At 73.1% G+C, this 11,847-nt stretch carries 9 protein-coding genes; 6 read left to right on the top strand and 3 right to left on the bottom strand.

Annotation, left to right across the window (positions count from 1 at the left end; all coding sequences use genetic code 11):
• The first annotated feature begins 29 nt into the window (after nt 1-29).
• The 6 genes from ACGFW6_RS32445 to ACGFW6_RS32420 all read left to right on the top strand — a co-directional run bounded on the left by ACGFW6_RS32445 (nt 30) and on the right by ACGFW6_RS32420 (nt 7,828).
• On the top strand, nt 30-1,037 hold the full coding sequence (locus tag ACGFW6_RS32445) for a hydroxyacid dehydrogenase (RefSeq protein WP_393517922.1): 1,008 nt from the start codon (nt 30-32) through the stop codon (nt 1,035-1,037).
• Between the two features lie 316 nt (nt 1,038-1,353).
• Complete coding sequence (locus ACGFW6_RS32440) at nt 1,354-2,691, top strand: radical SAM protein (RefSeq protein ID WP_393517920.1); 1,338 nt, start codon at nt 1,354-1,356, stop codon at nt 2,689-2,691.
• Between the two features lie 216 nt (nt 2,692-2,907).
• The gene (locus tag ACGFW6_RS32435; protein WP_393517917.1) at nt 2,908-4,386 is read left to right on the top strand and encodes a cellulose binding domain-containing protein; all 1,479 of its coding nucleotides are present in this window, start codon (nt 2,908-2,910) and stop codon (nt 4,384-4,386) included.
• A gap of 246 nt (nt 4,387-4,632) precedes the next feature.
• On the top strand, nt 4,633-5,724 hold the full coding sequence (gene rsgA, locus ACGFW6_RS32430) for a ribosome small subunit-dependent GTPase A (protein ID WP_393517914.1): 1,092 nt from the start codon (nt 4,633-4,635) through the stop codon (nt 5,722-5,724).
• 179 nt (nt 5,725-5,903) lie between these two features.
• A complete protein-coding gene (locus tag ACGFW6_RS32425; protein ID WP_393517911.1) occupies nt 5,904-7,304 on the top strand; it encodes a bifunctional transcriptional activator/DNA repair enzyme AdaA in 1,401 nt (466 codons plus the stop codon).
• Nucleotides 7,304-7,828, top strand: a complete 525-nt coding sequence (locus ACGFW6_RS32420) for a methylated-DNA--[protein]-cysteine S-methyltransferase (protein ID WP_393517908.1) — start codon at nt 7,304-7,306, stop codon at nt 7,826-7,828. Before ACGFW6_RS32425 ends, ACGFW6_RS32420 begins: the two co-directional genes overlap by 1 nt.
• On the opposite strand, the gene ACGFW6_RS32415 is transcribed toward ACGFW6_RS32420, so the two are convergent.
• From ACGFW6_RS32415 to ACGFW6_RS32405, 3 genes are all read right to left on the bottom strand, one after another.
• Nucleotides 7,825-10,143: a glycoside hydrolase family 95-like protein gene (locus ACGFW6_RS32415; protein WP_393517905.1), complete on the bottom strand. Its 2,319-nt coding sequence runs from the start codon at nt 10,141-10,143 to the stop codon at nt 7,825-7,827. The genes ACGFW6_RS32420 and ACGFW6_RS32415 overlap by 4 nt on opposite strands.
• Nucleotides 10,144-10,265: 122 nt before the next feature.
• Entirely contained in the window at nt 10,266-10,748 is a 483-nt protein-coding gene (locus tag ACGFW6_RS32410) for a DUF456 domain-containing protein (RefSeq protein ID WP_393517902.1), read from the bottom strand.
• Nucleotides 10,749-10,828: 80 nt separating this feature from the next.
• Nucleotides 10,829-11,818, bottom strand: a complete 990-nt coding sequence (locus ACGFW6_RS32405; protein WP_393517899.1) for a helix-turn-helix domain-containing protein — start codon at nt 11,816-11,818, stop codon at nt 10,829-10,831.
• Nucleotides 11,819-11,847: the final 29 nt, after the last annotated feature.

The following is an 11,847-nucleotide window of genomic DNA, read 5'->3' as shown; positions in this document are numbered from 1 at the left end:
TCCCACCTCGCCGAGCCGGAGGCCCGTCCGTGACCGAGCGGCCGCACGCCCTGTTCGCCATGTCCGCCGAGAACGTGCCGCTGGTCTTCCCGCCGGGCGTGCTGGCGCGACTGCGGGAGTCGCTGGACATCGACCCCGCCGCGGTGGCCGAGGACTTCACGGATCCGCGCCTCGCGGACCGTCTCGCGCGCACCGAGATCCTGGTCACCGGCTGGGGCTGCCCACGGCTGGAGGGGGCCGTCCTCGACGCCGCCCCGAAGCTGCGCGCGGTGCTGCACTCGGCCGGCTCGGTCAAGGGCATCGTCACGCCCGAGCTGTGGCGGCGGGGCATCGTGGTCAGCTCGGCGGCGACGGCCAACGCCGTGCCGGTCGCCGAGTACACGCTCGCCATGATCCTGCTCGCCGGCAAGGACGTCCTCGCCGCCCGCGACCGGCTGCGCTCCGAGCGCGTCCACCCCGGCTGGGGCCTGGTCCCCGGAATCGGCAACCTCGGCCGCCGCGTCGGCGTCATCGGGGCCTCGCGCATCGGACGCAGGGTGATCGAACTGCTGCGCCCCTTCGACCTGGTCCCGGCCCTCGCCGACCCCTACGTCGACACGGCGGGCGCCGCCGCCCTCGGGGTGCCCCTCCTGCCGCTCGACGACCTGCTGCGCACCTCGGACGTCGTCACGGTCCACGCCCCCGCGACCGAGGAGACCCGGCACCTCATCGGCGCCCGCGAGCTGGCCCTGATGCCCGACGGAGCGGTCCTGGTCAACACCGCGCGCGGCGCCCTGCTCGACCACGACGCGCTGATCGCCGAACTGCGCACCGGCCGGCTGTCCGCGATCCTCGACGTCACCGACCCCGAGCCGCTGCCGCCCGACTCGCCCCTGTACGACCTGCCGAACGCCGTCATCACCCCGCACCTGGCCGGCTCCCAGGGCAACGAGGCGGCCCGCCTGGGCCTCACGGTCACGCAGGAGGCCGAACGGCTGGTGGCGGGCGAGGAGCCGGCGTACCCCGTCGATCCCACGGCATTGGCGCGGGAGGCGTAGAGCCACGCGGGTCCGGCACGCCGAGTCACCCCGGTCCCAAAGGACCGCAGGATCCATGACACATACACGCGGGAGGGGACCCGATGCGGCCCCGGCTGCGGCAGGGGCATACCGTGAGGAGTCGTACGCCAGAGAGCCTGTGTCATGTCCCCGGCCGGGCGCGCGGCGCCTGGCACGCACGCTCGCCGCGTTGCCGAAACGCCCGCGTGGCTCCGCCACGAGGGCGCTCCGGCGCCTTGCGATCGCACGCACCAGACGCCGCGCGCTGATCCGGCCGGGAACATGACACAGGCTCTGAGCCGGGAGGAGATTACGGATGGGCAGCCGCACCGCACTGGTCGAGGATCTGATGGAGCGATTCCCGCACGTTCCGCGGGAAGCCGTCTTCAAGGAGGATCTGCTCCGGGGCGGGGTCGCCTTCGACCCGTCGGCCCTCAGTGACAACGAGTCCGGCGAGGTCAAGCCGAAGTCGTACTTCATCTTCTCCTTCGACCACGGGACCCTGCCGGAGCTGGGCGAGGCCGCCCTGCGGCGCCCGCCGGAGGAGATCATCCTCACCGGCGGGCCGTACGACCTGCGCCGCACCGTCGTCTCCGTGCGCGTGAACCCGGCCTCGCCCTACCGCGTCGCCGCCGACGAGCACGGCGTGCTCGGCCTCTACCTGGACGGCAGGCGCATCTCGGACGTCGGCGTGCCGCCCATGCCCGAGTACTACCGGCACACCCTCTCCAACGGGAAGTCGGTGATGGAGGTCGCCCCGACCATCCAGTGGGGCTACCTGATCTACCTCACCGTCTTCCGGGTCTGCCAGTACTTCGGCGCCAAGGAGGAGTGCCAGTACTGCGACATCAACCACAACTGGCGCCAGCACAAGGCGGCCGGGCGGCCGTACACCGGTGTGAAGGACGTCGACGAGGTCCTGGAGGCGCTGGAGATCATCAACCGGTACGACACCGCGAAGGCGTCGACCGCGTACACGCTCACCGGCGGAGCCATCACCTCCAAGCTCCAGGGCCGCGACGAGGCCGACTTCTACGGCATGTACGCCAAGGCCATCGAGGAGCACTTCCCGGGCCGCTGGATCGGCAAGGTCGTGGCCCAGGCGCTGCCCAAGGACGACGTGCAGCGCTTCAAGGACTACGGCGTGCAGATCTACCACCCCAACTACGAGGTGTGGGACGAGTACCTGTTCAAGATGTACTGCCCGGGCAAGGAGCGGTACGTCGGCCGGGACGAGTGGCACAAGCGGATCCTGGACTCGGCGGACGTCTTCGGCGCGCGCAACGTGATCCCCAACTTCGTGGCGGGCGTGGAGATGGCCGAGCCCTTCGGCTTCAAGACGGTCGACGAGGCGATCGCCTCGACCACCGAGGGCCTGCGCTTCTTCATGTCCAACGGCATCACGCCCCGCTTCACCACCTGGTGCCCCGAGCCGACCACCCCGCTCGGCAAGGCCAACCCGCAGGGCGCGCCGCTGGAGTACCACATCCGGCTGCTCCAGGCCTATCGCCGGACGATGGAGGACTTCGGACTGTCCTCGCCCCCCGGCTACGGCCCGCCCGGACCCGGCAACGCGGTGTTCTCGGTGAGCTCGTTCATGGACAGCCTCCCGGCGCAGGAGCCGACGGCGGAAGAGACTCCGTCGGCCGTCTAGTCGGGGCGGCACGGATGCCGGTATAGGTGAGACGGACGGGGCTCGCGTCCGTACGTGTGGCTGGAGTTGCCGGTCCGCCACGGTCTGTCATGACATCTGAACACAGCGCTTGTCAGTTGTGTTGAAAACGTGAAAGGGTCATGTCCTGCCGCGAGGTTCCCCCCAACTCCATTGCCAATATGGCGAGTTGACCTCGCATGTGGATGCAGGAGACTCATGCCCGACCTGCCGACCCCTCAGGACGCCACCGAGGCCGCGCTGTTCTCCGAGTGCTGGGACGCCGTGCTGTCGTACGCCGACCTGTGCACGGCCGGGTCCTCGGCGGCCAGACAACTGGCCGCCGAGGCGTTTTCCGCCGGCATACGTGAGGCCCGCGAGGCCGAGACCACGACCTTCCGCAGCGCGGGCCGCCGCCCCGCCCGCCTGCCCCGGATACCCCTCCTCCTGACCGCCGTGCGCACCACGGCGGCCGCCTGGGAGGAGAGCGGACACGGCCACAAGCTGGACCCCGACCTGCGCCTGTGGCTCAACTCCGACAAGGCCGCCCGCTACGCCGGCCCCCCGCTGCAGCGCCCGCTCGCGCTGCGCGGCCTGCGCGACATGCAGGAACCGGACGCGGCGCTGCTGTGGCTGGCCGAGGTGGAGGCGCTGCCGCAGGCCGTGGTGGCCCGCCGGCTCGGCCTCGACCCGGCCACCTTCGCCGAGGAACTCACCCAGGTGCGCGGCGTGTTCCGGGACCGCTGCCAGCGCAACCACCTCGACACCCCGATGGACGGGCACTGCCGCAGCTACGCCCGTCTCCTGGACGCCGTCACCCGCTCCACCGCCGCCGACACCCCCGGCGACCTCTCCCGCCACCTCGCCACCTGCGTCCACTGCGCCGAGGCCGCCGCCTGTCTGCGACTGCACGGCGGCGGGCTGCCCGGGGCGCTGGCCGGCGGAGTCATCGGCTGGGGCGGCCTCGCCTACCTGGAGCGCCGCCGCCGCGCCGCCGAGGTGCGGCTGGGCGCCGGACGCCCCGACCCGGCGGACGCGGGACCGCCGGACCCCGGCGCGCACAAGGCACGCGTCGTGCGCAGCGGCCTTCTCGTCGCCGCCGTCCTGGTCTCCGCGCTCGCCCTCGCGGTGTCGATGATGCCGGGCGGCAACTCCAGCGGCGGCGCCGCGGCGGGCGGCGACCCGTCCGACCGCCAGCCGGTCGCCGACCCCGGCTTCTCCCTGCCGGTCACGGCCGCCACCCAGCCGCCCCCCGACTCCGCGGAGCCGTCGCGGAGCGCCCCGCGCGAGGACTCGCCCGAGCCGAAGAACCCCAAGCCCGAACCCCAGGGCACCCAGTCCGCCACGGCCCGCGAGGACGACCCGGAACCGTCCGAGAGCGCCGCCCCCACCTGCGAGGTCGCCTACGACCTCGTCAACGAATGGCCCGACGGCTTCCAGGCCACCGTCACCGTCACCACCGAGGAGGCCCTGGCCGGCTGGCGTGTCGGCTGGTCCTTCCGCGACGGCCAGACGGTCGGCCAGATGTGGGACGCGAGCTTCGCCCAGAACGGCTCCCGGGTCACCGCCACCGCCGCGGACTACAACCGCACGGTCCCCGCCGGCGGCTCGCTGGCCTTCGGGTTCCTGGCCTCGTGGGAGAGCGAGAACTCACCCGCGTTCGACTTCACGCTCAACGGAGACCACTGCGCGTCGTAAATTCGGTTGACGGGCCTTGCGGGGCCCCGGATAAAGTGACGGCGGTTCAAGGCGGTGGCCGATCGGTCACCGCGGCCCGGCGGACGTGTACGAGGAGGTGTCGACCCATGGCTGTCTTTGCGACGAGTGCTGCCCGCATCCAGTTCATCAAGTCCACCTCCGTGGCCGCCGGCTGAACCCAGACTCCACTTCCTTCCGCGCCTGTGCGCGCGGCTGCCGGGGCCATTCCACGTGAAGGGTCACCCGTTGACTTCCACCACCGTCTTTTCCGCGTTGGCTCCCTACGGCTGGGACTCGGCCTGGGCCGACGCGTTCACCCCGTACGACGCCGAGGGGCTGCTGCCCGGGCGCGTCGTGCGGGTCGACCGCGGGCAGTGCGACGTCGTCACCGCCGACGGTGTCGTACGCGCCGACACGGCGTTCGTCACCCCGCACGACCCCATGCGGGTCGTGTGCACGGGCGACTGGGTCGCCGTCGAACCCGCGGGCCATCCGCGTTACGTACGGACGTATCTGCCGCGCCGTACCGCGTTCGTACGCTCCACCTCCTCCAAGCGGTCCGAGGGGCAGATCCTCGCCGCCAACGTCGACCACGCCATCGTCGCGGTGTCGCTGGCCGTCGAACTCGACCTCGGCCGCATCGAGCGGTTCCTCGCCCTGGCGTGGGAGTCCGGCGCGCAGCCGGTCGTGGTCCTCACCAAGGCCGACCTCGTGCCGGACGCGGTGACGCTCGCCCACCTCGTCCAGGACGTGGAGACCGCGGCGCCGGGCGTGCCCGTGCTGACCGTCAGCGCCACGCAGGGGGACGGCCTCGACGTCCTCGACGCGGTCGTCGGGGGCGGTACGTCCGTGCTGCTCGGGCAGTCCGGTGCGGGCAAGTCGACGCTAGCGAACGCGCTGCTCGGCGAGGACGTGATGGAGGTCCAGGCCGCGCGTGACGTCGACGGCAAGGGCCGCCACACGACCACCACCCGCAACCTCCTCGCCCTGCCCGGCGGTGGTGTCCTCATCGACACACCGGGGCTGCGCGGCGTCGGGCTGTGGGACGCCGAGACCGGCGTCGGCCAGGTCTTCTCGGAGATCGAGGAGCTGGCGGGGCGCTGCCGCTTCCACGACTGCGCGCACGAGAGCGAGCCGGGGTGCGCGGTGCTCTCCGCCGTCGAGGACGGTGAGCTGCCCGTGCGGCGGCTGGAGAGCTACCGCAAGCTGATGCGGGAGAACCAGTGGATCGTGGCCAAGACCGACGCGCGGCTGCGGGCCGAGATCAAGCGCGACTGGAAGCGGAAGGGGGCGGAGGGGCGGGCCGCGATGGAGGCGAAGCGGGGGCGGTGGCGGTAGCGCCTACGGGGGTGCCTCTGCTGCCGGGCGGCGGCTGCGGGTGCGTCGTGGTCGGTCGCGCAGTTCCCCGCGCCCCTGGAGGGACGCGGCGGTGCCGCTCCCTCCTGGGGGGACGGTGCAATGCCGTGTCCGATTTCCGCTAGCAGCAGGTCCTCGTCCGGCGGAGACTGGGCAGTGTGATGGACGAAGACACCAGGTACGAGGCGGTGCGCAGCCGGGATGCGCGGTTCGACGGGGAGTTCTTCTTCGCCGTCGAGACGACCGGCATCTACTGCCGTCCCAGCTGCCCGGCGGTCACGCCGAAGCGGCAGAACGTACGGTTCTTCGCGACGGCCGCCGGCGCGCAGGGCTCGGGGTTCCGGGCCTGCCGGCGGTGCCGGCCGGACGCCGTGCCGGGGTCCGCCGCGTGGAACGTGCGGGCCGACGTGGTCGGCCGTGCCGTGCGGCTGATCGGCGACGGGATCGTCGACCGGGAGGGCGTCGCCGGACTCGCCTCCCGGCTCGGCTACAGCGCGCGGCAGGTGCAGCGGCAGCTCACCGCCGAGCTCGGCGCGGGCCCCGTCGCACTCGCCCGGGCCCAGCGGGCGCACACCGCGCGGGTCCTGCTGCAGACCACCGATCTGCCGATCACGGAGATCGCGTTCGCGGCCGGGTTCGCCAGTGTGCGCCAGTTCAACGACACGATCCGGGCGGTGTACGCCTCGACCCCGAGCGAACTGCGCGCCGCCGCGCCACGCGGCGGCCGGTCCGCCGGGCGCACGGCCACACCGTCCGCCGGCATCCCCCTGCGGCTCGCCCACCGGGGCCCCTACCAGGCCGGTGCCGTCTTCGACCTGCTGGCCGAGGAGGCCGTGTCCGGCATCGAGGAGGTCTCCGGCCCGCCCGGGCACCGCACCTACCGCCGCACGCTGCGGCTGCCGCACGGCAGCGCCATCGTGGCGGTGGAGGAGACGGCGGGCGACACGGGGCAGGGCCGGGCCGCCCACCCCGGTGGCTGGCTCGACGCCCGGCTCCACCTCACCGACCTGCGTGACCTGACCACCGCCGTACAGCGACTGCGGCGCCTGTTCGACCTGGACGCCGATCCGTACGCCGTCGACGAACGGCTCGGTGCCGACGCCCGGCTCGCTCCGCTGGTCGCCGCCCGGCCCGGGCTGCGCTCGCCCGGCGCCGCCGACGCGGACGAACTGGCCGTACGCGCGCTGCTGGGACCGCGGCGGGCCGCGGAACTGGTGCGGCGGTACGGCAAGGCGCTCGACGCGCCCTGCGGCAGCCTCACCCACCTCTTCCCGGAGGCGGCCGTGCTCGCCGGGGCCGAGCCCCGCGGTCCCCTGGGCGCGCTCACCGCCGCCCTGGCCGACGGCGACGTGCGGCTGGATCCGGGCGCCGACCGGGACGAGGCGCACGCCGCGCTGCTCGGCCTGCCCGGCCTGGACGCCCGCACCATCGCCGTGATCCGCACCCGGGCCCTGGGCGACCCGGACGTCGCCCCGCCCGGCGCGGACACCCCGGACAGTTGGCGCCCCTGGCGCTCCTACGCCTTGCAACACCTGCGCGCAGCAGGGGAGTTGGATCAGTGATGACGACGAACACGAGGACCGCCATGGCCGCCACCGCCACCCCCACCCCGTGGACCGAGGTCGACAGCCCGCTCGGGCCCCTCCTCCTCACCGCGGACCCCGCCACCGGCGCTCTGGCCTCGCTGTCCGTGCCGGGCCAGAAGGGCGGGCGGACCGTCCAGGACGGCTGGCGGCGCGACCCCGCGCTCTTCCGCGAGACCGAGGAGCAGCTCGCCGCCTACCTCGCCGGTGAACTCAAGGAGTTCCAGCTGGAGTTCAGCACCAACGGCAGCGAGTTCCGGGAACGGGTCTGGGCCGCCCTCGACGACGTGCCCTACGGCGCCACCACGACGTATGGCGCGATCGCCGCGCGGATCGGCGCTCCCCGCGCCGCCGTACGGGCCGTCGGCGGCGCGATCGGCGCCAACCCGCTGCTGGTCGTCCGCCCCTGCCACCGGGTGATCGGCGCCGACGGCTCACTGACCGGCTACGCGGGCGGCCTCGACCGCAAGGTGCGGCTGCTGACGCTGGAAGGCTCGCTCTAGGCGTCCTCCAGCCCCCATCGGGGCGCCGCCTCGTTCGGCCGGACCGGCGCGACCGTCAGGTCCGGCCGGTCTCCCCGCGCCGTGATCAGTGCCGAGTCCCCCTTCGGCAGGGCGATGCGGATCGCCCCGTCACCGGCGTCCCGGTGGCGCAGCGGACGGCCCCCGCCGTCCCGCACCTCCACCGGTCCCGCGATGCCGTGCCGCACCACGCAGGGCGCGCCCGCCTCGCTCGTCAGCCGCACCCAGCGGGTGACTCCGCCCGCGCGGACCGCCGACAGCAGGAATGCGCCCTGCGTACGGAAGTCGTGCACCGTCACGTCGGCCCAGACGTCCGGGAGGGCCGGGAAGACGCGGATCGTCCCGCCCCAGGACTGGCACACCATGTCGTGCAGCGACTGTGCCGCCGACAGCGGTGTCTCGATGACCGGACCCGACTCCTTGTACATGGTGTTGGGCTGCACGAACCGGGTCATCAGCTCGCCCAGGTACCGCAGGGCGTCCTCGCCCTTGCCGAGCAGTGCGGACATCGACGCCGCGCCGGTGAAGGTGTAGCCCTGCAACGCGCCCTCGAAGCCCACCCAGTGCGCGAGGGACCGCTCGATCAGGGCCCGTTCGTCCGCCGTGCGGCCCGTCAGCTCGTACAGCGGATACACCGCGAGCAGATGGGAGTAGTGCCGGTGGGACTTCGCGAAGGGGACGTCCGCGCCGATCATGAAGCCGTTCGCGTCGGTCGGGTACGGCGCCCGCTTGGCCAGCACCTCGCGCCAGCGGGGCGCCGAGGCGTCGTCGATGCCGAGGAGCGCGGCCGATTCGAGGAGCGTGCGGCAGCCCCAGGTCAGCAGCATCAGGTCGTAGTTGCAGTCCCGTGAGGTCCCGCCGTACTCCGGGGAGAACGTCGCCGGCAGATGCAGCTTCCCGTCCGGGCCCGGCTCCAGGAAGTGCAGGTAGTAGGCGACCGCCTTGCGCAGCAGGGGGAACAGGACGTCCCGGAGAAGCGACTCGTCCATGGTGTGGCGGTAGCTGAGCCAGACGTTGTGCAGCGCCCAGATGAGGTTGCCGACCTCCGGGGTGGGCGGGTCCTGCCCGGGGACGCCGACGCCGTAGCCGGTGAGCGGGTCGGCGGCGCCGTTGACGAGGTGCGGGTCGGTGGTGCGCGGGATGCCGAGGGAGTCGGCGCGGTACGGGGCCGGCGTCTCCGCGGCCAGGTTGTCCCGGAACTCGCTCAACGACCGGGTGATCGCGTCGAGTTCGAGGTGGTTGGAGCCATGGATCAGCCAGTACTCCAGCTGCGCGTTGAGGTTCCACCAGGTGTTGGGCCACGGAGTGGGCTCCAGCCAGGGGCCGCTGGTCGCCATCACCGGGGCGTCACGGCGTGCGGCGGAGGCCGTCTTGTACAGCTGGATCCAGTAGAAGCGCTGCATCCTGGCGTCGGGCAGCGACAGGAAGCTCTTGCGGTAATAGGCGTGCCACCAGGCCCGGTGCGACACCGCCAGGGCGGCGTAGGGCAGCGGACTCGCGCGTCGTACGGCCTTCAGCGCCCGCTCCAGCGCCGACGTCCCCGGGTACGAGTGCGCGACATGGACGTACAGCGTGCGCACCCCGCTCCTGCTCCGCTCCCGCCACGCCGTCACGTGCTGCCCGCCCGCCAGTAAGGGCTGCACGGCGGCGGTCGCACCGTCGTGCTCGGCGACCCGGGCGGGCGGGTTGCCCCGGTAGCCGTCGGGCAGCGGCTTGAAGGCCGCGCGGGGGCTGATCGCGTCCGCCGGGTGGAAGACCCACCGGAAGTCGCGCTCGCCCGCGCTCGGCGTGACCTCGACGGCGAGGAGCGAGCGGTCGTTGTGCACCAGGGCCCGCAGCGCGAGCGTGCCCCGGTCCGTGGTGAGCGTGCCGGTCAGCTCGGCGTCACGCAGCCCCAGCCGCCAGTCGAGACCGGTGATCGTGCCCACCGGCTCCAGCGTGAAGTGGCCGATCGGGAGGCGGGCCAGCCCGAAGAGGGAACCGAACTCGGGACGGTGGTCCTGCACCTCGGAGTGCTGGACGTTGAAGCGCACCGCGCTCGTCGCGGCGCCCGGCTCGGCGTAGATGCCGCAGCCGAGGAAGCCGTTGCCGAGGAAGGGGCCCTCGTACCAGGTCGCCGGCATCCGGCGCCAGACCAGGTCGGCGTCGTCGAGGACGGTGCGCCAGGGGTCGGAACGGGTCCGCGCCGCGGCCCGCGGGATGGCCGCGTCCGCCTGTTCGGGCAGCCCGCCGGCGAGAAGGCTCCCGCCGAGAGCGGATCCGGTGGCGAGCACGGTACGTCTGGACGGGCTGGGCATGGCGCCTCCCGGCGGCTCGTACAGCAGCATGCAGATTCATCGGAGCTATCTCGGGACGCAACGTAGAGAAGGAGTCATCGGGCGTCAATAGTGCAGTGGCGGGGAGGGAGAGACCCGATGTATCAGCCCCAGATCACGGCACCCAGCCATGCCCCCGCGATCAGCTGGCAGGTGAACAGCTCCGCCAGCACGCTCGACCCGCCCGAGTGCATCGCCGTCCGCAGCGCCGCCTTCGTTTCGCCGTGGCTGCCCAGACGCAGCCGTTCCTCCAGGTAGATGCCCGCCATGAACCCGGGGATCGAACCGATCACCGGGATCAGGAAGAAGCCCAGGAACGACCCCGCCCCGGCGTAGACGGTCATCCGGCGGCCGGCCCAGTTCGGGCGCAGCCGGCGTGGCGGGAGCGCCCAGCGGACCACCTGGGACAGGAACAGCGCGACCGTGGCCCCCACGAGCACCCACCACGCGACCGGCTGGGGATCCTTCACGGCCCACCACATGACCCCGGCCCACACCAGCCACGACCCCGGTACGCCGGGCACCAGCACTCCGCACAGGCCGAGCAGGAGGACCAGACCGACCAGCAGGAGGTCCCAGACTCCCATCTGACCAGAGTGCCGGAGCCCACGTGAAAGCGCAGATCAGCGCAGCCGCAAGGGGCACGCCTCGCGCCTCCCCGGGCCCGTCAGTCCTGCCGCTCCCGGGTCACCCACCCCCGCTCGTACGCGTGCCAACCGAGCTGCAGCCGGGTCGACACCCCGCTCAGCTCCATCAGCCGCTTCACCCGGCGCTGCACGGTCCGCAGGCCCAGATCGAGCTGCTTGGCCACGCTCGCGTCGGTCAGGCCGGCCAGCAGCAGGGAGAGCACCTCCAGGTCGGTGTCGTCGGGGCCCTCCGGCTGCTGCTCGGTCACACCGGAACCGCCGAGGCTGACCGGCAGCGCGTCCCGCCACACCGACTCGAACAGCCCGAAGAGCAGCTCCAGCAGCCCGCTCGCGTGCACGACCAGCGCGGCCGGCTCCCCGGTGTGCGAGGTCAGCGGCACCAGGGCGAGCGTCCGGTCGGCGATCACCAGCTTGGTCGGGACCTGGTCCACCACCCGGACCCGCTCCTCGCGGCCGAGGGCGGCGGACAGCTCGGTGACGCCGTGCGGCTGATCGAGGACCGCCCGCTCCAGGACCACGCGGTAGCGCACCCCGCGATCGGCGGCCTGCTCCTCGGCGTCGTTCTCCATGCCGGTGACGGCGACGGGGCTGCCGGTGACCAGCGCGCACACCTCGTCGCTCGCGCCGAGCTGGAGCTGGAGGAAGCGCTGGGCCACCGCGGCCGCGCCGATCACCACCTCGACCAGGTCGTGCACGGCCGTCTCGGTGGCGCCCGCCCGGTACTCCTCGGCGAGCAGCGCCGCCGCCAGCTCCGCCTTCTCCAGCTCGTGCCGCTGCTGGGTGAGCAGCGCGCCCAGCGCCACGCCGGGCGGCGCGGCGACCCAGCGGCCGGGGCGGGCCGAGGACTGGGCGGCGAGCCCGTGCCGCTCCAGACGGCGCAGGGCACGTTCGGTGTCGTGCTCGCCGAGCGTCAGCCGTCTGGCGAGATCGGGGACGTCGGCGGCGCCCGCGGACACCAGGGCCCGGTACGCCGACTCGTGCGTCTCGTCGAGACCAATCGCTCCCAGCATCGGGCCGCGTTCCTCCCCAGGTCGAACAC

The organism is Streptomyces sp. Y7 (assembly GCF_043195415.1).
GTDB lineage: Bacteria > Actinomycetota > Actinomycetes > Streptomycetales > Streptomycetaceae > Streptomyces.
Note: the sequence above shows the minus strand (reverse complement) of the source record. Positions and strands in the feature narration are given on the sequence as shown.

Coding starts and splice junctions, on each gene's coding strand:
- ACGFW6_RS32435 (WP_393517917.1), top strand. CDS start 2,908: ATGCCCGACCTGCCGACCCCTCAGGACGCCACCGAGGCCGCGCTGTTC.
- ACGFW6_RS32410 (WP_393517902.1), bottom strand. CDS start 10,748: ATGGGAGTCTGGGACCTCCTGCTGGTCGGTCTGGTCCTCCTGCTCGGC.
- ACGFW6_RS32420 (WP_393517908.1), top strand. CDS start 7,304: ATGACGACGAACACGAGGACCGCCATGGCCGCCACCGCCACCCCCACC.
- ACGFW6_RS32440 (WP_393517920.1), top strand. CDS start 1,354: ATGGGCAGCCGCACCGCACTGGTCGAGGATCTGATGGAGCGATTCCCG.
- ACGFW6_RS32405 (WP_393517899.1), bottom strand. CDS start 11,818: ATGCTGGGAGCGATTGGTCTCGACGAGACGCACGAGTCGGCGTACCGG.
- ACGFW6_RS32425 (WP_393517911.1), top strand. CDS start 5,904: ATGGACGAAGACACCAGGTACGAGGCGGTGCGCAGCCGGGATGCGCGG.
- ACGFW6_RS32415 (WP_393517905.1), bottom strand. CDS start 10,143: ATGCCCAGCCCGTCCAGACGTACCGTGCTCGCCACCGGATCCGCTCTC.